The sequence below is a fragment of the Methanobacteriaceae archaeon genome, from assembly GCA_030656015.1.
Lineage (GTDB): Archaea > Methanobacteriota > Methanobacteria > Methanobacteriales > Methanobacteriaceae > UBA349.
This window is the reverse complement of record JAUSNX010000012.1, coordinates 12,955-37,624: the sequence shown is the minus strand read 5'-3', so window position 1 is coordinate 37,624 and position 24,670 is coordinate 12,955. Positions and strand designations below refer to the sequence as shown.

Below are 24,670 nucleotides of genomic sequence, written 5' to 3'. Positions count from 1 at the left end.
ATTATCATCATTTTTATATTAACCACTTAAAAAAGCATAACTTGCGGTTATAAATAAACATTATTTAATATAAATAACTAGATATTTCTAATTAATATTTCATTGAATTTATTTCATAATAATAATAATAATAATAATAAAATTATGCTGCTAACTTTTGGATGATAAAATGTCTTCAGAAAAGAATAAAATTAAATATGAACGTTTGGTTGATGTTTATCAAGCTTTAGACTCAACTACAAAAAGACTAGAAAAAACTGAAATTCTATCCGATTTTTTTTCAGACATACATCCAAAATTACTTCCTATAGTAACTTTAATGGCATTGGGTAGAGTATTTCCAGTTTGGAGTGAAGAAGAACTAGGTATTGGTTCTAAACTCCTTATGAAGGCCATTTCTTCTGTGGTAGGAGTGACTCCGGAAGAGGTAGAAGATCAAGTTAGGGATCAGGGGGATATCGGTGCTGCCAGTGAAGTTTTATTTAAAAAAAGAACTCAAACCACATTCTTTTCCCAACCACTTACTATTGAAATGGTTTATAATAATCTGAGAAAAATATCTTCAGTGTCAGGAAACAGGGCTCAATCAAGAAAAATGAACATAATTAGAGAGCTTTTATCACTTGCTTCACCACTAGAAGCTAAATACATAACTAGAACAATTTTAGAAGAACTAAGGGTGGGCGTAGGTGAAGGGACTATACGAGATGCTATTTCCCAAGCTTTCGGAGTTAAGAAAGAGGTACTTGATCGGGCACATATGCTAACCAATGATCTGGGTCTGGTGGCCCAGGTTACTATGGAGGAAGGTGAAGAAGGCCTTAAGAAACTTACTTTAAAACCTGGAAAACCAGTTAAACCTATGCTGGCCCAGTTAGCACCAGGTATTAAAGAAAGTATTGAAGAAATGGGCCGTGCATATTGTGAGACTAAATATGATGGTATCAGGGTTCAAATCCATAGAAAAGGCCACGAAGTCATGGTTTTCACCAGGAGACTGGAAAATATAAGTAATGCAGTTCCAGATATTATCGAATATATTGAAAACGCACTCCCCCAGCAGGATTTCATTGTAGAAGGAGAGATAATTGTTACCAAAGATGGAAAGCCCATTTCCTTCCAGTATATTCTGCAAAGGGTTAGAAGAAAATATGATATTGAAAAAGTCATGGAGGAAGTCCCCCTAACACTTTACTTATTTGATGTTCTCTACTTTAATGAACCACTTATTGATGCCCCATTGGAAATGAGGAGAGATGTTCTGGAATCTATTGTGAAATTAAGTGAAAACAAGATTCAATTAAGTCGACAAGTAAAGGTGACTATGGAAAATGTGGAAGACGCAGAATACTTGTTCACTGACTCTTTAAATAAAGGGCACGAGGGTATAATGATAAAAGATCCTAATGAACCCTATATTCCGGGCATCAGAGGTAAAAAAATGCTTAAATTCAAGGCAGAACCAGAATCACTGGACCTGGTGGTGGTTGGGGGTACCTATGGTAAGGGTAAACGAGCTCACTTCATAGGATCTTATTTAATGGCTCTCAGTGATGAATCTGGTGATTTAAAGACTATTGCTCATGTGGCCACTGGTTTGGACGATAAAACTCTTTTGGAACTTTCTCAGAGGATGGATGAAATTATTCAGGAGAGCAAAGGACGGCGGGTAAAGGTAAAACCACATATTATTCTGGAGATAGCTTACAGTGAGATTGTTAAGAGCCCAGAATACGAGAGTGGATATTCTCTTCGGTTTCCGGTTGTTAAAAGAATTAGGGATGATTTAAGTCTGGATGACATTGATACGGTGGCCCGGGTGGAATCCATGTTCAAGGGATGATTTTTTGAGATCTTAATATTCCTATTTTATTTTTTTCTAATTAATTTCAGGAATTCTAATTTTTATTTAAAATTAATTTAAAATCATAATCAATGTTTATCTTATTTTTCTAGGGAGAATCCTGTTTTTATATATTTTTTATTTTCCAGTAATAATTTTTAAATAAAATAATATTAATAATATTTAAAAAAAGTATTACTAAATTTTGTTAAGGGTAATTAACATGGATGATAAAAAAATATTTAAAATGGCACTCATATTCTCTATAATTGGTATAGTGGGCATGATCGCTTTTGCAGGCCAAATAAGTCCTTATAAACTTAAAATTAGTGAGATTAATCAGGGAACCATGGATAAAGAGGTTACTGTGGAGTGTTATGTGGAAGAGGTTAAAAAAGCCTTAAAAAGCGATACTTATTTTTTAAAGGTTAATGATGGCACTGGCAAAATTACCGTGGTAATCTTTGAAGGAACTACTCATGAAATGCAAAAAATAGGATTTAGCCCTATGAACACTAATAAATTTAGAATAAGAGTAATTGGAACTGTTACTCAATATAATGGGGCTTTTGAACTGATATTAAAAGATCAAAACTCTATTAAAATATTGTGAAGTGTAACTAAATTCTAAATTAATATTTAATTCAAGTTTCATTTAATGTTGAAAAACTTTTTTTAATAAATCTCATTCAGACCTATTAGAATTTCTAAAATTAATTAAACCATCAAACTATATCTACTATAATAAAATAATTAGATTAGAAATAATATATTAAATTATCTATTAAATATATTAGGAATAATCTATTAAATTTATCATTAAATATAAATTAATCTCTGAGTTAAATTCGAATGGGTGATTTGATGTCGAACTTAATACAAAAAAACAGGAATTCAATTTTAGTTTTTATTCCAGCAATAATAACATTTTGCTTGGTTTTAATTCCGACTATAAAATATTCAGTTCCTCTCGGTGGAGAAACATTTTATCATGCGGCTTTAATTCAATTCTTCTCTGAAAATGGAATCTCCTGGACTAAAACGCTTCTATGGTCTGGCCAACCTATGTATTCTCCCCTTTTTGACTTTTTTATTCTTTCATTGAGCAAAATATTATCTATGGGCTCTATGGTGATTTTAAAGTATTTACAGCCAGTATTTGCATTTTTAATTGTTTTATCCTTTTCATTCACGGCTTATAAAATGTATAATATGATAACTGGCTTTTTAACTGGAATATTTGTCATGTTTTCTGCATTATTTTCTAAAATAATGTTTACCACGCCAGAAGCTATGATTTTAATAATTATGCCATTATTGGCTTATTTTTATGTTCTGGCTCTTGAAAATAAAAGTCTAAAATATGCTTTAATATCTGGTATGTTCTTAGGGTTTGCATTTTTAACCCAAACGATCTCAGCGGCCATTATTTTTCTTATGCTTACTATTTTCACTTTAATAATTTTCATAATGAAAAAAGAAGCTAATCTTAAGGCTTACTGGATATTAATGGCTGTTTCAATAGTAATTGCAGCTATTTGGTGGGCACCGATATTTATAAAAGGATCATTTACGTTTCAGATATTTATTTCCCCCTATTTATCGCAATTGATTGCTATTAACAAATATCCTGAATTTTTAGGAATAATTCCTTTAATCTTTGCATTCATAGGAGCTTTTTACTTAGCCAAAAGAAATCAAATTAAGGATATCTTAATTTTGACCTGGTTGCTAACGGTAATTATTTTGAGCTTCATTCAATTTTTGACCACACCTTTGGGGGCAGTATACATTCTGGCATTGGCCATATTCCCCCTTATGGTCATGGCTGGGATTGGCGTTCAATGTATTCGTATCGAGGGGGATAAAAGACCGATTTATGTACTCACAGTCGTAATTTTATTATTAGGTGCTTATTATGGATTTGAAGCTGCTAATTCAGTTCAACCAGAACTTGATTCTCAAATTGCAGTAGCGCAATGGTTTAAAAACTCCGGTGATAAAAATCTAATTGCAATATCTAATAATTCTTCTGTGAATGCTGCAATATTTTCCATATCTAATCAATCAGTTCCTTATGGCTCCCAATATCTAAAAATATCCAAAAATTTGAATATAAAAAAATATCTTCTGGGAAAATACAATACCTTAGATATGATAAATGATAATGTAGGATATATTGTACTAAACAAGAATGTCACTACTATGCCTTATTCAACAGTAGCCTATGAAAATAAGGATTTTAAGGTGTTTGAACTTAATAAAACTAGTATTCAATAATAAAATCTTCTTTACATCACATATTATTCTACTATAAAGGATAATAAACATTAAAATAAAAATTTATTTAATATTTTTAACTATTAAACGATAATAGGATGATAAAATAATTTACATGATCTAAATTAAAATTTAGAGAGATTTATTGGTTTATAATATTAATTAAGCTTTAGAATTAAAAATTTTTACAGGATTATATTTAGAAAGGAATTGATAAAATGAAAAGATTATTCGGTACTTTTGGAGTTAGAAGACTTGCAAATGAGGTTTTAAACCCGGAATTCGCGTCAAAGCTAGCAGCGGCATATGGAACAGTTATTCAAGGAAAAGTAGCGGTGGGTGGAGATCCCAGAACGACTACTCCTATGATTAAACACGCAGTAATTGCCGGATTATTATCTTCTGGATGTGATGTGGTGGATTTAGGTATTTTACCAACACCTGCGGCCCAATATGCAGTACGTAATTATTATAACGGTGGAATAATAATTACGGCTTCTCACAACCCCCCACAATATAATGGAATAAAATTCGTAGATGAAGATGGTATTGGGATTCACGATGAGATGGAAATTAAAATTGAAGACATGTTCTTCAATGATAATCCTAAAAGAGTGGGCTGGGATGAAATTGGGGAAGTAACTGTTAATGAAAGGATAATTGAAGAGTATCAAGAAGAAGTTCTGAAAAGATTGGATTTAGAATCAATTAAAAAGGCCAACCTAAAAGTAGTAGTGGACTGTGGGTCTGGAGCGGCCTGTTTCACAGCACCATACTTGATTAGAAAACTGGGATGTGATGTTTTATCCTTAAATTGCCAACCAGATGGTTTCTTCCCAGGCAGAGACCCGGAACCAATAAAAGACAATCTTACAGAACTAATTGAAGTGGTGAAGGCCACTGGAGCAAATTTGGGACTGGCTCATGATGGGGACGCTGATAGAACCATTTGTATTGATGAAAATGGGGAATTCGTACTGGGAGATAAGACTTTTGCCCTGGTAGAAAAGCAAATGCTTAAGGAAAATGACGGTGGCCTGGTGGTAACCACTGTAGCCACATCTACGGCTATTTATGATGTGGCTAAGGAAAATAATGGTGAAGTCATTGCTACTGCAGTGGGTGACTTACTGGTAGCGAGAAAGCTCAAAGAAGAAGATGGTCTATTTGGTGGAGAAGAAAATGGTGGATTAATCTTCCCTGACTTTGTTTATGGTCGAGATGCTGCCCTTTCTGCCGCTAAGATAATTGAAATCATGGCCAAAGAAGATAAACCACTTTCTGAGCTGGTAGCGGAATTACCGGTTTATTATTCAGAGAAGATGAAAATTAAATGTCCAGATGACCTTAAAAAAGAAGTAATGGACAACATTGCCGAAGAAATTGCCAATGACCCTCGCGGATATGAACTGGACACCACTGATGGTGTTAAAATATTCACTGAGGATGGCTGGGTAATTATACGGCCTTCTGGAACTGAACCAATATTCAGGTGCTTTTCAGAATCTGATTCTCAGGACAAGGCCACTGAAATGGCCCAGTGGGGAATTTCTCTGGTGGAGAAGTACTTAAAATAAGTTATAAGTCGGATAACATTAAATAAACCAAAATTTTAATAATTCGACAAAATAGATTGAAAAATAATTTTATTTTCAATTTTATTTACTTTTTTTCAATTTTTAATTTATTTATATCTCAACCATAATCTTACTATTCATTTGTTTAACTCACAGAAAATTAACAAAGAATTAGATTATAGAGAGATTTAGATAAAAAATTTAAACTAAACTGATTATCCACCTATTTAATTAATTCATGGTGCATTATTTTCCAGGATTTTACGCGCTACTTTGAGACCTAAAGCTGCGGCCAGTAATATGGTGGGCATACCTTGAGAACGAGGTGCCAGTGATAGATCTCCCACCCATAATCCTTCAGGTAAATAGTGTGGCTTCATTGCACCTACATCTGCTTTTTCCAGAGGGACAGTACCTCCTAGGTGACCTCCATTGTACATTCCCTGAATATATGGGCCTGAAACACCAGAATTTTCCATTATTTTCTGGACCTGAGCAATAGCGGCATTCATTTTCTGTTTATCATCAGAGGAGATTTCTTTTTGAACCTTTCCATCCTCAAAAACAGATCCTTCTTCCAGATCTGCCAGTTTAACCATCATACCCACTCGATCATTAATAGAAACATTTTTCCAGGGTTTATGGAACCAATGGGACAATATATCTACATAAGGGGATATGATATAATCTTTTTGCTGAGAGTACCATGCCATGGGGGGTTCTTTAATCATTTTAGCCCCAGAAGAAATACCTCCGAGGGTTATTACAATATCGGCCCATAGATTGTCCTTAGCAGGTAGGCCGGAAGCTTTTAATATCTGAGCAGTACCAATACCGCCGGCCGCGAGAACCACCAAATCGGCCTTCAGTTCTTTTGAAGAAATTCCGGATTTTATCTCTACTCCTTTAACTTTTCCTTTTTCTAATAAAAGTTTTTTAACAGGTGATTTTGTTTTTAAAATTGTTCCATGTTTCAGTGCATCTTCTAAGAATCTTCTGGAATCCCATCGGGAGTTGCTTGAGCATCCTAATTCACAAAGTCCACAAGAAACACATTTTGCAGTGTCCATGGCTTTAGGAGTTGCTTGAGGATTTAAACCCATTTTTTCAGCGCTTTTAAACATTTCCTGAGTTAAAGGACGCCATCTTTTGTAGGGAAATTCTTTTACATTAATCAAATCTTCCAGTTCTTTAAATTCACTTTCCAGATCCAGACCTATCTCCTCCAGGCCCTGATCAGTCCGAACCATATTTCCACAGGAAAGAACGGTAGATCCTCCGGTACCTCGACCCCTGACCAGCACCAGTTCTTTGCTGGAACGGCTTGTTTCTAAATAAGGAAATAATTTAGTTATTGTTTTTTCATTTCCCATGAGCCCGATCTTTCGAAGTGGCTCACTCCAAGATAATCGGCGGGTAAATGGCTTAAAATCGCCCCCAGATTCCAGTATAATTACTTCCATTCCATTTTGGGATAATTCACGGGCAACAGTAGCCCCTCCAGCCCCACTACCCACAACAATAGCTCGCATTTCTTCACCCACTCATAAACTGATAGTTCAATCTAATTTATATTAAATTTTAGTCCTTTAATTATAATTAAGTCGGATTTCAATTATCCGATAATCCTATTTATTAATATTTAAAATTTATTTTAAGCTTTTTCTATTATTATTATTATTATTATTATTATTATTATTATCTTCATTCTTTAATTCAATAGCAGCAATACAGGCCGAGGCCCCTTCAGTAATTTTTTCTTTAAAAATCATTTCCACTTGCGAATTCAAACCACTTACTACTCCTTCATCTGCTCCACTTAACACCTGACAAGTCAGGGGCAAGTAGTAATGGGCCAAAGAGCAACGATTGATAATGATGCAGCTTTTTAAATTAGGGGGGGTACAACCATCTCCTTCATGGAATTCAAAGTCGATACCTAAAACCTGGTATAAAATATGGGCTGCTTTTATTAAATCATTTAAATCTTCTTTTAAACCTAGACGAGTTTTAATGTCTAATCCTAGTTCATAACCGGTTTTAAACATTAAAGGTCGTGCAATTTGCACGGTTTCTTCTGGGCCCAGGACATTTGAGAGAGCATTCACCCTTATGTTATGTGCCTGGGCCATTTTCAAGCGAATCTCTTCTAAATTTCCATTTAAAGGAAATTTTAATTTTGTAATTTGTTGATAAGTGGTAGGGCAGTGAATTTTTAATAGATTATCCAGTTGATTTAAGGTAATTTCCGCTAAATGATTCAATTCCTTTTTTAAAAAGTACTTGGGAATCCAGATTGAGAGCAAAAAAAGTTTAAAATTCATATTATCTCCTATTCAACCTATTAAAGTAAATTTACTTATATTTTATTATTTAATTAATTATAATCATTTAATATAATCATATTTTTTTCCATACTACCGTAAAATTCCTAAATATCCTCTGCAGCCCCTAAATGGAGCATATTATCTGAAAATTTTCCTTCATAGAGACAATTTATAATTTCACTATATCTTTCTATGATGAATTTTCTTTTAAGCTTTAAATTAGCAGTAAGGTCGCCTTTATCAATTGAAAGATCATTTTTTAGAATTGCCCATCGTTTTATTTGTTCTGGGTGGGATAAACTGGAATTAATGTTTATAATAGCATAATCAAGATTTTTTAGTGATATATTGGGCTTATCTAGCCATATAAGTCCTACACAATATGGTTTTTGTTCTCCTATTACCATAGCCTCAGATATGCCTGTTATGGACTTGATAAGGACTTCCATTTTAAGCGGGGAGATAGTTTTTCCATAAGAGTTTATGATGACTTCTTTTTTACGGCCAGTAATCACTAAACTGCCATCTTCTGTTAAATGCCCATAATCTCCAGTTAATAACCATTCATCTGAGAATAATGAACTTCTATCCTGTTTAAAGTAGCCTTTAGTTACTTGAGGGCCTTTAACCAGTACTTCCCCATCATTTGCTATTTTAATACATGTCTGGGGTAGGGGTTTTCCCACGGTGTTTGGTTGATTATTACCCAATCTATTGATGGTTATCAGAGGGGCTTCAGTAAGTCCATATGCATTGTAGATTTCAATTCCCAGTTTTTGAAATTTTTTAATGAGGCTTTCACTTATAGGGGCAGAGCCCACGATTAATTGAGAGCACTTATGTAGCCCGGCCTTTTTAAGGACTAAATTTCCCAGAAAACTGGCTAAATATTTATTTAAAACGATTTTTAGTCCCCATTGTTCTTTGCTTTTACAGTAAATCTTGCCCCACATACTTTCACTGAAAGAATCCCATAATTTTTCATAAAACCGGGGAACGGAAAAAAATACTTTGGGTTTTACCTGGGGGAGAACATGTGCTAATTCTTGAAAATCTTCTAAAAAATAAAGTTTTAGTGGAGCAGGAGCATAATATGGGGCGTAAGTGCCAAGTATTCCTTCTACCACATGATTCATAGGTAAAAATGATAAATAAGAAATTCCTTCAGTCCTATCTTTCCAGGGGGGCATGGAAGCAATGAATTCTGCCATCCAGCGCAGGTTTCCATGATTGAACATTACTCCACGAGGGTCTCCTGTGGTTCCAGAAGTGTATCTAATGGTGGCCAGAGATTCAAAATCAACAGGAGCTCTTATATTATTTTCGGGTATTTTGGTGGGAGTTTCCTGATCTTCATCATCAACATGTATGGTATTTTCAATATCATTGCTGGCATTTTCCAGACCAATATTCAAAAATTCCTCCCAAGAAATGATATGATGGACTGGATCGGAATCGTACTTTTTAGACCCTTCTTCAACAAATTCATGCTTCAAATTCGATTTTAGTGCAAATGAAACTGCTGGAATTTCTAAATCTAGTTCATTTATTTGTTTTAGTACGCTTTCATTTCCTAAAAGGAGTAATTTTGATGAACTATCTTTTATCAGGTCTTTTATTTCATTTAATGGGCTAGTATAATATAATGGAACACTTACTGCCCCTAAAAGGCCTATAGCCACATCTAAAATAAAATAACGGGTGCTATTGAATCCTAAGATGGCTACTCGATCTTGTGGTTTAACACCTAATTTTTGTAAAGCATTAGCTGCCAGAATAATTTTTTTTCTTATATCTGGACCTGATCGTTTGATTAACTGTCCATTAACAATATCAAAGCATTCTACAGGAAAACTTCTGCTTTTAAGGCGGTAAGTTATTTGTTCATGAACGGTACGCTCTGAACGATGGAAGAATCCCATGTAAACGGCGTATTTTAGTATATTATCTATAAAATTTTTCCACTGGTGAGGATAAGTTACTGAGAGCTTCTCAGTATTTTCCCGATTAAAACGTCGATTTTCCTGTATGTATGGTGCAAGTATTCCTAATACTGATTTATCGAACCCTTCAGTACTTTTAGACTTTTTAATGTCTTTAAATATAAATTTAAGGATTTTTTCAGCCCATTGTTGAGGTAGTGGTAAAAATAAAGGCCGAGGGAGATTAACTCCTAAATTAGTGGATGCCCACTTTCGAGTGTATTCTATCAGTTCCCTTACACTAGGTAAAGCTTCGTTAGGAGCGGTTAAATGGAAGGTTAAATTCTGAGCTTTATCATTAAATGTTAAATCTACTACCGATTGGCTAATGTAGTCTACTGGGACTAGATTAATCTTACTGGAGGGAGAAATAGGTAAAAATCTTAATTTACCAGTTAAATAAAGTCTAAGTGGAACATAAACGGTATTAAAAGTTTTTATCTGTCCAGTTTTAGAATCTCCCACCACCATTCCTGGGCGGAATATAGAAAAAGGAATTTGGGATTTTTTTACTTCCATCTCTGCTTCAAATTTACTTTTTTCATAGTTACTGGAAAAACCGTTGCATGAATCCAAATCACTTTCTAAAATATCTCCTTCACGCTTTCCAGCCACATAAGCGGTGGATAAAAATGAAAACCTTTCTAAGCCATGATTTTCATCAACTTTTTGGGCTAGATACAGAACATTTTTAGTACCCCTTACATTAGTCTTCCTGAGTTCATTTAATGGGCCATTCAGTCTTAAATCAGCTACAGTATGTATGATGTGGCTTATATTGTGAACCAGCATATTATACTGAGAATCCTTCAGACCCAGATTTTTTTCAGTGACATCTCCGTTCAATATCTCTATTTTTCCGTCATTTAAGCTTTCAATAAGATAGGGATACTCCCTCCATGCTCTTTTTAGTCGGATTTTAGCATCAAAATCATTTTTCCCCCTTACCATTGCTAAAATTTGTACATCTTTTCGTTGGAGTAATTCCTGAGCAATATATGTCCCAATAAAACCATTAGCTCCGGTAAGAAGGACTATTAATTTTTTTACAGGTGTTTTCTGGATAAATGGTGTGGAAATGGATTGATTTTTAGTAGAATTTTTGATAGGGGAGTTCATTGCATGCCCTTCCTGTTTAAAGATCTTTTAAGGAACTCTTTTAGCAAATTTTTATTTTTCTGTGCTCTTTTTAATTGATCATCATAACCTATTTTTAAAGTATTTTGCATAGATTCTGGTGATTTTAAAAGCTTTTCAGCTTTATTTCTAACTTTTTGCCATAAATCAGGGTCAGTATAATCTATAAAGTATTCTTCATAGATTCCTATTTCTTTATAAAGATTTTTTAACCGAGTATCATGTCCGATGGCAACTTGCGGGATTTTTTCACTCAGGGATAAAACTGAGGCATGATAACGGGAAGTAAGAAGAAGGTTGAGGTTTCTCAGTAGAACAGTCATTTCTGAGGCGTTGTATTTATTAGAGGAGAATATTTTGGCTTTTTCAGAATACTGCATTTTTTCCAAAATTTTCCGGGCCAGTGGCTCATCCAGGTCCTCCATACATATTAATGCTACATTCTGCTGGTATTTTTGAATAAGATGATCGGCCATTTGGGCCCAGGAATTTGCTAGTGCTTCTCTTTGATGGTCCCTTTTAGGGGAACTGGAGAAATAATAAGGCCATTTATACTGGTCTTCAGACCTCCCCCAGGGCCGAATGACCACTGGCCACAAGTAAAAATCCACCACAGAAAGTCCCACCAACTTATTTTCGGCTTCAGGCCAAGTTTCTTTTATAAAATTGTAATTATCGGGATTTAATTTCAATTCAAATGCACAATCGGCAGTAACTTCTATGGGGGCAGTCACACCTGCGGATTTAAGAATTTCCAGGGATTTGTAGTTTCTGGTGATTATTAAATCAGTTTTACTAGCTTCTCTTTTAACTAATCGTTTATTAAGGGAAGATAATTTCCCAGCATCAACGGCATAGGCCATTGACGACTTTTTAAAATCATCGGCACATTTAGTGGCCCATAAAAAGGCCCAAAGAAGAGCGGAAGTCCAGGTATCCATGTAACAACTACCTTCTACTAAAATTACAATGTCATGTTCTTTAACCAGCTTGCGCATGGTGAAAAAGTAAATGGAAGGTAAAGGAACAATTTTAATGTTTTCAGTTTCTTTTAGATACCTTCGGAGATTTTCTTGATTGAGTGTGGGCACGGTAATCTCTACATTTTCCCCTAAAATTTCCTTTAAATCAGCTATAATTGCATGAAGTCTGGCTTCAGAGCCAGTATTATTGGCCCCATTATATCCTACCAAAAGAATTTTTATTTTTTCTCCAGATAAATCAGGATTATTTTGATTAAGATTATTTTGATTTATTGGAATTTCAGATGATTTTGAAGAATTTTTTAGCATGAAATCTCCTTAATGTCATTAATTCTCAATTTTCAGCAGGCCCCATATCTCTCATTAAAAATAAAACTATTTTCATCATTATAGTGACGCCAATTCTTTTAAAAGGACTTATTTTAAGTGGATAAAAATAACTATCTTTATCTTGGTAAAATTCATGATCTGCGGGGAAGTATTCTCCCATACTAGATGTAAATTTCATGAAACGGAAATGAACGTACTCGTTAAATGTAGGGCGGGCCATACCACCTTTTTCAAGGCTTTTATAAAATTCATGAGCTGATTTTTCAATATTTCGTTGATTTTTCTTTTTCAAAGCTTCACTCATGGGCCATGGCGGAATAATGATTCCTAATTTATTCATTTTACCAAAACCCCATATATGTAGTGTTTCCAGATATTTTAGAGTTTCATTAGCACCTGAACCTGCGGTGGTGCAAATTGCCAGGGCTCTTTGTTTGAAAAAAACCGGTCGGTGAAAAATATAAGCAAATCGGTCAATAAAATTTTTCATTAAGCCGCTAACCATTTGACAGTACACTGGTGATGCAAATATCACCCCATCCGCTTCTAAAATTCTCTTTTCAATATCTTCGCGGTCATCTTTTAAGGAACAAAACTCTTCTCCGCGACTCAAGCAGTTAAAACAACCTCTACACATTTCCAGATGGGCATCCTGCAAAAAGAGATATTCAAATTTAACATCACCCAGTTTCCGCATTTCTTTTTCCAGTTCTTGAGTGGCCTGATAGGTATTTCCTCTTTTTCTAGGACTCCCCATTATTGCTAATACTTTCATTTTCATGTGAATCACTGTTTAGTATTAATCATGTTTAATAATAAATTTTTTAAATTTGATTATGGCTATTATCTGGGACTAAATTTTTATTCAAATTTAGACATGCACTTCAAGTGTAAAAAAATACACTAATTGTGAATTTAATTAAAATATTTTATAAATTTAGGAATGGAAATTATTTTCTATTTTTTGATATCCTAATCGGTTAAAACTACATTCTTTCATACAGATGGTGCATCCATGACATAAATCAGTAATTATTTTTGTTTTTAATCCTTGAGGAGTATTTTTTTCTACAATAGCTTGCCCAGGACATTTTTTTATGCACTTACCACAACTCGCACAAAATTCACTAATCCACAGATGGGCATCAGATGAAGTGTCTGGTAGGTTTTCTGCACTTGTAAACAGGGCGGATATTCTTTGTCTAGGCCCTAATTCGGGAGTTATTAATAATCCATGTCTTCCAATATTTCCCAGCCAGCTTCTTTTGCTAATTTGGTGTATACTACTAATCCTCCTGCTGGATGACTGGGGTGTGATGAAAAACCATTTTTTCGCAGATACTGGGCCAGGAGGTTGGTTTTTTTACCTAATTCCTCATAGGTTACGATTCCATCTGCCTGGGTTTGTGGGCTGGGGGCCATATTTACGGCATCTTCATCCATTTTCATGGTCAATACAATGGCTTTTTTAAATAAAATGGATCTATCTTGGAATATTAAATCAGAAGGAACATCCACATATCCAATTTTATTTATTCCCAGTGAACTTGCATAATTTTCAAATCCATCCTTAAATTCTGAATCCATGTGCATTCTGGGATTTTCCGGATTTTCATCTAATGATTTAATGGTTTTTTCCATGTTTTTAGCAATTGAAAGTTGTTTAGGGAGAGTTTTTAATGTAATTTTGAGCTTGTCAGGCATTTTCTTTTCAGGTGAATTACTGGAAGCTGAAACTGCTCCAGGAACTTTATTTAATCTCATTTCCAATTTATTTATTTTATTAAGTCGATAATCTGCATATTTTGATTTTAAATTATCTATTTTATCTAATATCATTTTTGACACCATATTAATTCACAATGCTTATTCAAACTAATCTATTCACAGATTAATATTTTCTCCAGATTCTATCACCTTTATTCGATTTTAACACTGTTTAGAATGAATTGCATGTGTTCTTCCATATCATCGAACATTTCGCGCAGGAACTTCTCTGGTTCATCAGGATACTTCAGCACGAAATTTTCAATTAAGAGGTAGATGGCATAGCTAAAATATTCTCGGGCCAATCTTGCAGGATCTACTGGTTTTATGATCTTTTTTTCTATCATTGCTGTGAATATCTGGGTCCAGGCCCGGATCGGCGTTTCTATTAATTCTTTTAAAAAGAATTCTTTGATTTTGGGATTATGATACATTTCAATTAGTAATAATCTCCATATTTTAATCATTTTAGGATTATGCATGCGTTCTTCAAACATCTTGGACCCGGCATGGTAGAACATTTCTGGACTTTCTTCCAGGAGTTTATCCATTTCTTCTTCAGGAAATCCGGTTTGTTCCATTTCTTTTATAAAATAATCAAGTATAGAATCTAAGATAGCTTCTTTGCTGGAGTAGTGGTTGTAAATGGAGCTTTCCCTTATTCCCACTCCTCGGCCTATTTCCCTTATTGAGACGGCGTCGAATCCTTTTTCTGAGAAAAAATCAATGGAAACATCGAATATTTTCTCCTTGGTTGGTTTGCTTGATTTTTGTGATGTCATAATTTTCACCTGTAAATTATTTACTAACTAACACTCGTTTGTATAATTGGGTTAGTGAAAGTAGTATATAAAACTAACGTTCGTTATTAGGCCATGTGGTTAACTTAACCTGAAAATGTACAGTTTTGTACATAGTTTCCACTATAATTGCCATTTTATAACTAACGTTCGTTCGCTTCATAGGTACAACTTACACATCATACTATATAAAACTAACGTTCGTTCGCATAGCCTAAAATCCAAATATGATGATGAACATATTAAATGTGGTATTTGGATGTCAGGAGATAAAAAAAGAACCCTGGAAAATCTCATCTTAGAATTAAATGAGATGAAGCAACGGATTTCTGAGCTGGAAAAATCCGAAAAACAACACGAAAAAAGAGAGAAAAGTTTAACAGAATCGATTGAACGATATAGTGGATTGGAGCATATTATAAATCATACTCCTGTAATTGTGTTTCTCTGGCGAGCTAGTGAAGGATGGCCCGTTGAATTTGTAACTCGAAACATCGTCCAATTTGGTTATTCTCCTGAAGACTTCTACTCTGGCCGTGTACCTTATGCTGACATAATCCATCCAGATGACCTATCCCGAATAGCAGGCGAAGTGGATTATTACAGTCGGGAAGAGGAACGTCAAAGTTTCAGACAGGGGTACAGGATTATTACTAAAGATGGGACTGTTCGCTGGACAGATGACCGTACCTGGATCAGACGCAATGAGAAAGGGGAAATAACTCATTACCAAGGCATTGTTCTAGACATAACTGAAACAAAGGATGCTGAAAAAGCCTTGAAAGAATCCGAAACAAGGTATAGCACTATTTTTGAACACACTGGAACAGCTATGGCAATTATTGGGGAAGACAAAATATTATCGCTGGTTAATTCAGAATTTGAAAAGCTTTCTGCCCTTTCTAAAGATGAAATTGAGAATAAAAAAAGATGGACAGACATGGTTTATAAGGATGATCTGGAAAGAATGAGGGAATATCACAGTATCCGTCGAGATAACCCTGAACTTGCTCCAGAACATTATGAATTTAGATTTGTTGATGCCAAAAATAATATTAAAACAGTTCTTGCAACCGTAGCCGTATTCCCTGAGACTAAAATGAGTTTAGCATCACTTTTAGACATAAGTGATAGGAAAAAAACTGAAGAAAGAATTTTAGAAAGTGAAGAAAGAACACGCAGATTATTAAGAGAATCTTTCGATGCCTGGGTGATACATGCTGGGGGAATGATTATGGATGGTAATTCTGCAGCCATGGAAGTAATGGGGGGCAAGATTGAAGACTTCCGAGGAAAATCTTTAATAGAATTTGTCCATCCTGATTTCCGGGAAGCCGTGGCTAAAAGAACTATGAGAATGTACACTGAAGGTGGAACCGTACCTCTGATGGAAGAAAAATGGTTGAAATTGGATGCTACACCTATAGATGTGGAAGTAGTAGCCACATCCTTCAAATATAAAGGAAACCCCGCAGTACAAGTTGTTTTCCGAGACATAACACAACGTAAAATGGCGGAAGAGGCTCTAAAAAAATCAGTAAAGGAAAAGGAAATGCTCGTTAAAGAGATCCACCACCGGGTAAAAAACAATTTAATGGTCATATCCAGTCTCCTGAACTTACAATCTACCTTTATTAAAGATAAAGAGGTACTTGATATTTTCAGAGAAAGTCAGAACCGTGCTAAGTCCATGGCACTTATTCATGAGAGATTGTACGGATCTACGGATTTGAAGAGGATTGATTTTGGTGATTACATTCGCAGCCTGGCCACAGACCTTTATCACACATACGTAGCTAATCCAGCTATTGTGACACTAAATTTCAACGTTGATAGTTTAATGCTAGACATTAACACCACTGTTCCACTGGGGCTGATTGTTAATGAGCTGGTGTCAAATTGTGTTAAACACGCCTTTCCACCAGGTAAAAAGGGTGAAATAAATATTGACTTTCATGAAATTGATGATGAGTATGTGTTGAAGGTTTGTGATACTGGTGTGGGATTCTCGGAAGATATTGATTTTAGGAATACAGAATCATTGGGCTTGCAATTGGTGAATAATCTGGTGGGTCAAATCGATGGTAACATCGAGCTTGACAGGAGTCATGGCACGGGATTTACCATTAAATTTAAAGAACTAGAATTATGATGATGTGCCTTATTAATGAGTGTGGTTGATTTCATGAGGCATAGATCGGATTGAGCGGGAAAATTAGGGGGAATTTTTGAATGCATTATGAGAGTAGAACCAAAGAAGAACTTCTCCAGGAATTAAAGGAGTTACGGGAAAGCGAAAAACTTAACCGCCTCACCCTTAGTAGTATCTCTGACGCAGTTTTTATTACAGATAATACTGGTGTATTTACTTTTATTTGCCCTAATGTAGACGTGATTTTTGGTTATTCTTTTCAAGAAGTCGAAAAAATGGGTAAAATTTCGAAACTTTTAGGAGCAGATGAATTTTTTGTTGTTGATGAATTAGAACATTTGGGGGAAATTAGAAATGTTGAGCATGATATTATTGATAAGTCAGGGAATATCCACAATTTACTGGTGAATGTAAAGAAGGTATATATTGATGATGGAAGGTATCTTTACAGTTGTCGAGATATCACTGAACGTAAAAAGGCTGAAAACGCTTTAAGGAAAGCTCATGAGGATTTAGAAATCCAGGTTGAGAAACGTACCAAACAACTGGATGAATCTAATCATAAACTGAAAGAGGAAATTGAAGGACATAAACGCGCTGAGGAAGCATTGCGAGAAAGCGAGGAAAAATTACGTTTGAAATTGGATGCTGTTCTTTCTCCAGATGTTAATATTGTTGATGAAGAACTTTCCAACATCATCGATGCCCCCACGATACAATACTTAATGGATTATTTCACAGAATTAACAGGCATGGCTACAGCGATTAAAGATACTAAAGGAAATGTTCTGACGGCAACTGGTTGGCAGGATATATGCACATATTTTCACCGCGTTAATCCTGAAACTAAACGTGTTTGCATTCAAACTGATGAAAAAGATATTTTAGTGGCAAAAAATCTTAAACCCGGAGAATATAGGGCGTATAAATGTGATAATGGTCTTTATGATGTTTTCACTCCATTATTCATCGCTGATAAACTGGTAGCTAATATTTACACCGGACAATTATTATTCGAAGATGAAGATGTTGATGAATCATTTTTTATCGAAAGAGCAGATAAGTATGGTTTTAACCGGGAGGAATATTTGGATGCTCTCCGGCGAGTTCCAAGGGTCAGTAGAGACAAGGTAGAGAAAACAATGAAATATCTGGCCAGATTTACAGAATTTATATCCAGACTAAGCTACAGTAATCTGATGCTGGCTAGGACAATCGTTGAAAAAGAACAAGCTGAAATTGCCTTAAGAGAGAGTGAAGAATTCTTAGAAAATATTATAGAAAACATCCCAAACATGATTTTTGTAAAAAATGCTGAAGATCTTAGTTTTAAAAGAGTTAATAAAGCAGGTGAGCTCTATTTTGGACATCCAATTAATGAATTGGTTGGTAAAACTGACTATAATTTCTTCCCGAAAAATGAAGCGGACTTTTTCACCCAAAAAGATAGGGAAGTTCTCCAAAGTAGAGAATTGTTAGATATTCCTGAAGAAACCATTGAAACTCGAGAATTAGGTCCGAGGCTATTACACACTAAGAAAATTCCTATGTTCGACAACGAAGGTAATCCCCAATATCTTCTGGGAATTTCAGAGGATATAACCGAGATTAAAAGAGCTGAAAAAGAGCTTAAATCTTCACTTGAAGAGAAAGAGGTTTTATTAAGGGAGATACACCACCGGGTGAAGAATAATATGCAAATTATATCCAGTCTCCTTAACTTGCAGAAACAGTGTGTGGAGGATGAATTAGCAAATGAAGTTCTGGTTGAAAGCCAGAACAGGGTTAAATCCATGGCCATGATTCATGAAAAGCTATATCGGTCTCGAGATTTATCTCATATTGAAATGGCGGATTATGTTGAAAGCCTGGTTAAGGAATTATTTTATTCATATGCTGTAAAGATTGGACTAATTAACCCTATCTTGGATATTGATGATATAACATTGAATATGGAAACTGCGGTTCCCTGTGGGCTTTTAATAAGTGAGTTAGTTTCTAACAGCCTTAAACACGCATTTCCAGAAGGAAGAGAGGGTGAAATTCGGGTTTCTCTCAAAAAATTCCATGATAAATATGAGTTAACAGTTAGTGATAATGGTGTGGGATGGCCTGATGATCTGGACTTTAAAAACCCGGATGCACTGGGCTTACAAATTGTTCACAGTTTGGTTGGACAATTAGAAGGTGATATACATCTTGATAAAAGTCAAGAAACTGAATTTAAACTTATATTTAATGAATTAGGGTACAAAAAAAGGTTATAATACTAATAAAACTCATAATTTAAATTTTTATCTATTTTTAAGGGGTTTTAAAGTGTTTCGCTTGATCTCCTACCGTTCGTTAGTTAAATTATATCAAAATATTTCTATATTAATGGAATTAATAATATTTATTAGATATTTAATCCATTAAAATAATTAGATTTTATCCAATTAAAGGAGCTATAAAATGTCTTTAACTCATGAAAAAGTGAAAAACTTATTTAACCACCTTAAAACAGGCCAAAATGAACTTTTTTTCCAACAAGTGGCCCCTGATGTTAAATGGACGGTAATGGGAAATCATCCTTTGGCCGGGACTTATCACAGTAAAGATGACTTTATTTTGCACACATTTGGCCGATTAAACAAAATATTAAAAGAAGGAGTTATTCTAGAAGTTAAAAATATTTATATAGACGTTGATGTGGCTATTGTGGAAATGGAATCCTTATCTACGGCTCTAAATGGAAAACCATTCAACAATACTTACTGCTGGATCACACGATTTGAAAATGATATTATTGTAGAAGTTAGGGCCTATGTAGATTCGGCTCTGGTGCAGAAAGTCATTGATGAAAATGAGAATATTTGAATAGTACAAAACAGTATCATAGATAGCAGTATAATTGAAAGGAACTTCATAAATGGCAGAACTACCTGAGATAATTATTTTTTCTCGTCAAATGAACGAAGAATTGAAAGATAAGGAATTTGCTTCCGCAGATATTGTTCAGGAAAAGATTCTAAATATGGGGCCTAGTGAATTTGCAGAATTAATTCAGGGCAAAAAGGTTTCAAATGTTTATAACAAAGGAAAATGGATTTTTATAAAGTTATCTGATGATTATCATCTTCTATTAAACCTGGGAATGGGAACTGATTTATTTTATCACTCAAAAGGCCAAGAATGGCCAGAAGACTATCAAATCCGCTTCTCGTTCACTGATGAAACAGGGTTCTCATGCAGGTTCTGGTGGATTGGACGTTCTGAGCTAGTTTCCAATAATGAACTTAATCAACATAAGGCCACCAAAGACATTGCCATATCTCCTTTGGATTCTAATTTTACTTTAGAACACTTTAAAAAGCTTATTAAAGGCCGTTCACAAATCAAAAACCTGATTTTAAACCAAAGGAAAATTGGGGGAATTGGGAACGTTTACATTCACGATATATTATTTAAAGCTAAAATTCACCCTCAAAAACTGGCCAATGAATTAGAAGATGCTCAAATTGAAAATTTTTATGAAATAATGATTGAAAACTTGAGTGATGCACTGGATAAAGGCGGACTTTATTATGAAAAAGATTTTCACGCTAAAGAATGGGGATTTACCCGGGACTATTTTTTAGTGGCCTACAATGAGAAAAGCCATGTCCAGTATGTGGAACTATCATAGAAAAAATTAAAACAGGAAGCACATCATCTTATATCTGTCCACAGTGCCAGCAGTTGTAATTAATTAAATCTTCTTATATCTGTCCACAGTGTCAGCAAATCTAATTAATTAAAGAAAAAGACTAAAAAAGATAAATTCATAATTTTTTTTAAAAATAAAATATTTTAAAATAAAATAAAAAAAATATTAATAGTTTTTATTTTTGTTTATTCAGCTTTAGGTAAGAATATCATGAATATTCCTTCTAATAATAGGAAGATTCCGATTAAAGCACCTAAATAGAACGGATCAAGAGCATATAATCCTATTATGATGTATAAAATACCTAATATTATTCCGCTCAGGCCCCTTAATTTTGGAGAAGAGCCGGCACCGCTGAAGAAAGCTATTATTCCAGTGATTATTAGGAAAAATCCACCTAAGTAAATTATCATACTGGCAAATATGCTGAAGGCCACTATTTTTCCAAATAAACCTATTCCCACAACTATGCCAATAATACCCAGTATTAAAGATACAATACTGATGGCTTTACTGGCTTCCCAGGTTCCAAAACTGTGTGCAATCAACCATATACCAATGAATATTATTCCCAGTCCAGTAATGATACTGGCGGTAAAAACTCCTAATAATGGGAATGCCATAAGTAAAATACCTAAAATTATAGCCAAAATCCCTAACAAAACATTATTTCCCTCTGCCATATCTATTTCCTCCTATTTACAAGCTTTATTTAATATTAATGTGGAGGTTTTAGTTAATATAATTGTACTATTTAAATGAAATAGTAAAAATAGAAATCTGGCAATTATTTATGGAAGACTGAATCGGACAGAGAAAATAAAAATAAAAAATTTTAGGAAATATTATCTTTTTCGGAACATATAGAACCCATAAAGCACGAATATTAGTATAGCTGCCCAGTAGGCATACACAAACCACTGTGGCGGCAGTGCAAAATATAAAATAGCTAACAATACACCTAATACCATCAATAATAATCCATTCATAGTGTCATTCATCTTAATACCCCTCTATTTTATACTATTTTTTATTTTTGTAGGATGTATTAAATTAATTTTTCTAAAATTGGCCTGGAAATTAAAATTTATTCTAAATATAAAATTTAAAAGCCTTTAAAATGTACTAATTTATATTATAAAAAAAGCAATACTGAATATTGAATTAATAATGTGGAGATACTAATTTGGCAAGAATTCTTATTGTAGAAGATGAAGGCATAGGTGCCATGGACTTAAAATACACCCTGGAGGCCTTGGGCCATGAAGTGGTTTATATTGCTTGTAGAGGTGAGGAAGCAATTGAAAAATCATTAGAACTGCTTCCAGATTTGGTTTTAATGGATATTATATTAAAAGGAGATATTGATGGAATTACTGCGGCGGAAGAGCTCCGTAAATCGGATATTCCGTTTATATATTTGACTGCTAATTCTGAAAATGCTACTCAAGAACGTGCCTTAGCTACAAAACCTCTTGGGTACGTACTTAAACCATTTGAAAACATAGAATTAAAAGATGTTGTTGAACTTGCTCTTAAGCAGACAAAAGATAATATTTAAAAATAGAAACATCTATTACGTATTCTATATTATGCATGTATTTATTTTATAAAATAAACATTAAAATCTATTATTAATTATTTAGCTTAGGATTTATAGCAGATAAAGTTATTTTCATTATTTTTTTAATTTAAACTATTATTCAATTTTTCAAATAATTAAGGTGTATTAATGATTGGACTCTTAATTGCCGGGATATCCCTTGGATTTTCAGCTGGATTCTCTCCAGGCCCCCTAATGGTGTTAATAATATCTCAAACCCTGAAACACGGTTACCGGGAAGGCATAAAAGTGGCCTGTGCACCAATAATAACGGACATACCAATTATAATTGTTACCTTACTATTATTGTCTTATTTATCTCAAAATAGTAGTATTTTAGGATTAATATCTATAATTGGTGGATTTTATCTGGTTTATTTGGCATATGAAAGCTTTAAAACCCATGGAATTGAAGAAAACTTTGATATGGAAGAACCTAGATCTTTTTTGAAAGGGGCCGCTGTGAATTTTCTAAGTCCCAATCCCTATATCTTTTGGATAACTGTAGGGGGCCCAATTACCATCGCGGCTTATCAAGTAAATCCTTATTCTCCGATATGGTTCTTTTTTGGATTCTATGTATTTCTGATAGGCTCTAAAATATTGTTAGCAGTTTTAGTTGGTAAATCAAGAGATTTTCTAACGGGAAAATCCTATATTTACATCATGCGATGTATGGGTGTCCTGCTATTGGTATTTGCGGTTTATCTATGGTGGAATGGCCTCCATTTGATTATAGGATAACTTAAATTAAATTAATTTACAATCAAATCAACTACAATTAAATCAATTATTTAAATTAATTATTTTCCCATTTTTCCATTATTTGCTATCTTTATACAATTTCGACCTTATTTTCTGTAATCTTAATGGCTCAGCAATGGCTGCACCTATCAAAAGGCCCAATGATATGGCCACTACAGTCATAATAAGTAAAATCAAATTATTTACGGCTGTAAAATAATTTTGCCCGATTAATGTGGCCAGGCCAATGAATCCTAGAGATCCTGGAACTAGGAACCAAAAAGCAGATATGGTGGATACAAAACTGGGTGTTCTTTTGGGTGAACGGCCGATTAGGGTGCCGCTCACTGTCATAAAGAGAGAACCTAAAAATGCACCGAAAAAACTCCCAATAAAATAGTTTCCAACTTGCTGACCAAAAAAAGCGATGTAAAGGACCAATATAACCCAGGGCAAGTCTTTGGTTCGCATTGACATGAATAAAAACATTCCCATAGCAAATAAAAGGATACCAATTAATGGAACCCATCCAAAAGTGCTGATGGGAATTGAATTTACAATTAGATCATGTTGAGACAATCCAGTAATCTGAACACCAATTAAAACACCAAATAATAGTAAAAACAAGATAGTAACACCGTATATAGTTCTACTTGCTCCAGAAATCATGTCTCCAGAGGCCAGCTCAAACATACCTGTGGTGAGGGTGGCCCCTGGTAAGAAATAGGCCAGAGCTGGAACTAAGATGGTGAAAGACCCTACTAAAATTAGTCCTTCTTTTACTCCCCAAAATAATATGCTGGATACTATGAATGCTGCTAGTACAGGTAAAATAAGTGTTAATCGAGGTTTATTTTCACTTAAAATTAGTAATAAACTTACTATTCCTCCTAATAGTCCAGAAATAAGTAATTGTTGAGGGGTAGGTTGTAACAACATTCCTAATCCCAAGGCAAACAAGATATATCCGAATATTATCCCTAAAACTCCGAAACGGTGTTTTTGACATGTTATTTTTTTAAGACGTTCTTGTCCTTCTTTTGGCGTTATTTCTGCCTTTTCTGCTAAGTATATTAATTCATAAAGTTCTGAAACTTGATTTAGGTGAGAAAGGCCGGATATTTGGTTTACGGTGGTTAAAGGAGGTGATTCTTCATCTCCCAGTTTTATTATTAGAAAAGTGGTGAAAATAAGTATTTCCGCCTTAACTTCATAAGCTTTAGCTATATCATATAAAATTGATTGAACAGCCGTAACAGATATTCCTGCAGAAGTAAGGGACTTACCTAAACCCGCCATGAATTCTAAAAGTTCATGATTGAATTTTTTACCTTTATGCTGCTTTTCAGTGACGTTTAAGTCTGTTTTATTTTTTTTATCCATTTATATTTCCTCTAAATGGGATTATAAAATTCGCAGGATTAATTGAGAATAGGGAATTATAATTAAATATATTT

Annotated in this window: 21 protein-coding genes; 11 read left to right on the top strand and 10 right to left on the bottom strand. The window is 34.2% G+C overall.

All coding sequences use genetic code 11. The features are described 5' to 3' along the window. Positions 1-190 precede the first annotated feature (190 nt). From Q7I96_08675 to glmM, 4 genes are all read left to right on the top strand, one after another. Positions 191-1,843, top strand: coding sequence for an ATP-dependent DNA ligase (locus tag Q7I96_08675; protein MDO9627680.1), 1,653 nt, complete (start codon positions 191-193; stop codon positions 1,841-1,843). 223 nt (positions 1,844-2,066) lie between these two features. Further along, positions 2,067-2,456, top strand: coding sequence for a DNA-binding protein (locus tag Q7I96_08670; protein ID MDO9627679.1), 390 nt, complete (start codon positions 2,067-2,069; stop codon positions 2,454-2,456). 251 nt (positions 2,457-2,707) lie between these two features. After that, positions 2,708-4,123 carry a hypothetical protein gene (locus Q7I96_08665; GenBank protein MDO9627678.1) on the top strand — a complete coding sequence of 472 codons (1,416 nt, stop codon included), beginning with the start codon at positions 2,708-2,710 and terminating at the stop codon, positions 4,121-4,123. Positions 4,124-4,341: 218 nt separating this feature from the next. Continuing rightward, positions 4,342-5,700 carry a phosphoglucosamine mutase gene (glmM, locus tag Q7I96_08660; GenBank protein MDO9627677.1) on the top strand — a complete coding sequence of 453 codons (1,359 nt, stop codon included), beginning with the start codon at positions 4,342-4,344 and terminating at the stop codon, positions 5,698-5,700. 236 nt (positions 5,701-5,936) lie between these two features. On the opposite strand, the gene Q7I96_08655 is transcribed toward glmM, so the two are convergent. The 7 genes from Q7I96_08655 to Q7I96_08625 all read right to left on the bottom strand — a co-directional run bounded on the left by Q7I96_08655 (position 5,937) and on the right by Q7I96_08625 (position 15,008). Then, on the bottom strand, positions 5,937-7,232 hold the full coding sequence (locus tag Q7I96_08655; protein ID MDO9627676.1) for a GMC family oxidoreductase N-terminal domain-containing protein: 1,296 nt from the start codon (positions 7,230-7,232) through the stop codon (positions 5,937-5,939). Between the two features lie 117 nt (positions 7,233-7,349). Further along, the gene (locus tag Q7I96_08650) at positions 7,350-8,024 is read right to left on the bottom strand and encodes a hypothetical protein (GenBank protein ID MDO9627675.1); all 675 of its coding nucleotides are present in this window, start codon (positions 8,022-8,024) and stop codon (positions 7,350-7,352) included. 107 nt (positions 8,025-8,131) lie between these two features. Beyond that, positions 8,132-11,128 (bottom strand): AMP-binding protein, encoded by a 2,997-nt coding sequence (locus Q7I96_08645; GenBank protein ID MDO9627674.1) that lies wholly within the window; start codon positions 11,126-11,128, stop codon positions 8,132-8,134. Next, complete coding sequence (locus tag Q7I96_08640) at positions 11,125-12,438, bottom strand: polysaccharide pyruvyl transferase family protein (protein MDO9627673.1); 1,314 nt, start codon at positions 12,436-12,438, stop codon at positions 11,125-11,127. Before Q7I96_08640 ends, Q7I96_08645 begins: the two co-directional genes overlap by 4 nt. Positions 12,439-12,463: 25 nt before the next feature. Then, positions 12,464-13,240, bottom strand: coding sequence for a flavodoxin family protein (locus tag Q7I96_08635; protein ID MDO9627672.1), 777 nt, complete (start codon positions 13,238-13,240; stop codon positions 12,464-12,466). A gap of 443 nt (positions 13,241-13,683) precedes the next feature. Next, on the bottom strand, positions 13,684-14,298 hold the full coding sequence (locus tag Q7I96_08630) for a hypothetical protein (protein ID MDO9627671.1): 615 nt from the start codon (positions 14,296-14,298) through the stop codon (positions 13,684-13,686). An 80-nt stretch (positions 14,299-14,378) separates the two neighbouring features. Beyond that, positions 14,379-15,008, bottom strand: coding sequence for a TetR/AcrR family transcriptional regulator (locus tag Q7I96_08625; protein ID MDO9627670.1), 630 nt, complete (start codon positions 15,006-15,008; stop codon positions 14,379-14,381). A 115-nt stretch (positions 15,009-15,123) separates the two neighbouring features. On the opposite strand from Q7I96_08625, the gene Q7I96_08620 reads away from it, so the two are divergent. From Q7I96_08620 to Q7I96_08600, 5 genes are all read left to right on the top strand, one after another. Further along, positions 15,124-17,178: a PAS domain S-box protein gene (locus Q7I96_08620; protein MDO9627669.1), complete on the top strand. Its 2,055-nt coding sequence runs from the start codon at positions 15,124-15,126 to the stop codon at positions 17,176-17,178. 80 nt (positions 17,179-17,258) lie between these two features. Beyond that, positions 17,259-19,445 (top strand): PocR ligand-binding domain-containing protein, encoded by a 2,187-nt coding sequence (locus Q7I96_08615; protein ID MDO9627668.1) that lies wholly within the window; start codon positions 17,259-17,261, stop codon positions 19,443-19,445. Between the two features lie 187 nt (positions 19,446-19,632). After that, entirely contained in the window at positions 19,633-20,037 is a 405-nt protein-coding gene (locus tag Q7I96_08610) for a ketosteroid isomerase (protein ID MDO9627667.1), read from the top strand. Positions 20,038-20,089: 52 nt separating this feature from the next. Next, positions 20,090-20,845, top strand: a complete 756-nt coding sequence (locus tag Q7I96_08605) for a DNA-formamidopyrimidine glycosylase family protein (GenBank protein MDO9627666.1) — start codon at positions 20,090-20,092, stop codon at positions 20,843-20,845. A 5-nt stretch (positions 20,846-20,850) separates the two neighbouring features. Further along, positions 20,851-20,904 carry a hypothetical protein gene (locus Q7I96_08600; protein MDO9627665.1) on the top strand — a complete coding sequence of 18 codons (54 nt, stop codon included), beginning with the start codon at positions 20,851-20,853 and terminating at the stop codon, positions 20,902-20,904. 147 nt (positions 20,905-21,051) lie between these two features. Here Q7I96_08600 and Q7I96_08595 read toward each other — a convergent pair whose 3' ends face one another. Both Q7I96_08595 and Q7I96_08590 read right to left on the bottom strand, forming a co-directional pair. Then, positions 21,052-21,549, bottom strand: coding sequence for a DUF308 domain-containing protein (locus Q7I96_08595; GenBank protein MDO9627664.1), 498 nt, complete (start codon positions 21,547-21,549; stop codon positions 21,052-21,054). A 162-nt stretch (positions 21,550-21,711) separates the two neighbouring features. Then, positions 21,712-21,867, bottom strand: a complete 156-nt coding sequence (locus Q7I96_08590) for a hypothetical protein (GenBank protein ID MDO9627663.1) — start codon at positions 21,865-21,867, stop codon at positions 21,712-21,714. Between the two features lie 185 nt (positions 21,868-22,052). On the opposite strand from Q7I96_08590, the gene Q7I96_08585 reads away from it, so the two are divergent. Both Q7I96_08585 and Q7I96_08580 read left to right on the top strand, forming a co-directional pair. After that, complete coding sequence (locus tag Q7I96_08585) at positions 22,053-22,427, top strand: response regulator (protein MDO9627662.1); 375 nt, start codon at positions 22,053-22,055, stop codon at positions 22,425-22,427. Between the two features lie 171 nt (positions 22,428-22,598). Then, the gene (locus Q7I96_08580) at positions 22,599-23,213 is read left to right on the top strand and encodes a LysE family translocator (GenBank protein ID MDO9627661.1); all 615 of its coding nucleotides are present in this window, start codon (positions 22,599-22,601) and stop codon (positions 23,211-23,213) included. Positions 23,214-23,291: 78 nt separating this feature from the next. Here Q7I96_08580 and Q7I96_08575 read toward each other — a convergent pair whose 3' ends face one another. Beyond that, a complete protein-coding gene (locus Q7I96_08575; protein ID MDO9627660.1) occupies positions 23,292-24,596 on the bottom strand; it encodes a threonine/serine exporter family protein in 1,305 nt (434 codons plus the stop codon). Positions 24,597-24,670 lie beyond the last annotated feature (74 nt).

Excerpts from the sequence above, each read along its gene's own strand:
- Q7I96_08670 (MDO9627679.1), top strand. The coding sequence starts at position 2,067 with ATGGATGATAAAAAAATATTTAAAATGGCACTCATATTCTCTATAATT.
- Q7I96_08665 (MDO9627678.1), top strand. The coding sequence starts at position 2,708 with ATGTCGAACTTAATACAAAAAAACAGGAATTCAATTTTAGTTTTTATT.
- glmM (MDO9627677.1), top strand. The coding sequence starts at position 4,342 with ATGAAAAGATTATTCGGTACTTTTGGAGTTAGAAGACTTGCAAATGAG.
- Q7I96_08655 (MDO9627676.1), bottom strand. The coding sequence starts at position 7,232 with ATGCGAGCTATTGTTGTGGGTAGTGGGGCTGGAGGGGCTACTGTTGCC.
- Q7I96_08650 (MDO9627675.1), bottom strand. The coding sequence starts at position 8,024 with ATGAATTTTAAACTTTTTTTGCTCTCAATCTGGATTCCCAAGTACTTT.
- Q7I96_08645 (MDO9627674.1), bottom strand. The coding sequence starts at position 11,128 with ATGAACTCCCCTATCAAAAATTCTACTAAAAATCAATCCATTTCCACA.
- Q7I96_08640 (MDO9627673.1), bottom strand. The coding sequence starts at position 12,438 with ATGCTAAAAAATTCTTCAAAATCATCTGAAATTCCAATAAATCAAAAT.
- Q7I96_08635 (MDO9627672.1), bottom strand. The coding sequence starts at position 13,240 with ATGAAAATGAAAGTATTAGCAATAATGGGGAGTCCTAGAAAAAGAGGA.
- Q7I96_08630 (MDO9627671.1), bottom strand. The coding sequence starts at position 14,298 with ATGATATTAGATAAAATAGATAATTTAAAATCAAAATATGCAGATTAT.
- Q7I96_08625 (MDO9627670.1), bottom strand. The coding sequence starts at position 15,008 with ATGACATCACAAAAATCAAGCAAACCAACCAAGGAGAAAATATTCGAT.
- Q7I96_08620 (MDO9627669.1), top strand. The coding sequence starts at position 15,124 with ATGTACAGTTTTGTACATAGTTTCCACTATAATTGCCATTTTATAACT.
- Q7I96_08615 (MDO9627668.1), top strand. The coding sequence starts at position 17,259 with ATGCATTATGAGAGTAGAACCAAAGAAGAACTTCTCCAGGAATTAAAG.
- Q7I96_08610 (MDO9627667.1), top strand. The coding sequence starts at position 19,633 with ATGTCTTTAACTCATGAAAAAGTGAAAAACTTATTTAACCACCTTAAA.
- Q7I96_08605 (MDO9627666.1), top strand. The coding sequence starts at position 20,090 with ATGGCAGAACTACCTGAGATAATTATTTTTTCTCGTCAAATGAACGAA.
- Q7I96_08595 (MDO9627664.1), bottom strand. The coding sequence starts at position 21,549 with ATGGCAGAGGGAAATAATGTTTTGTTAGGGATTTTGGCTATAATTTTA.
- Q7I96_08590 (MDO9627663.1), bottom strand. The coding sequence starts at position 21,867 with ATGAATGACACTATGAATGGATTATTATTGATGGTATTAGGTGTATTG.
- Q7I96_08580 (MDO9627661.1), top strand. The coding sequence starts at position 22,599 with ATGATTGGACTCTTAATTGCCGGGATATCCCTTGGATTTTCAGCTGGA.
- Q7I96_08575 (MDO9627660.1), bottom strand. The coding sequence starts at position 24,596 with ATGGATAAAAAAAATAAAACAGACTTAAACGTCACTGAAAAGCAGCAT.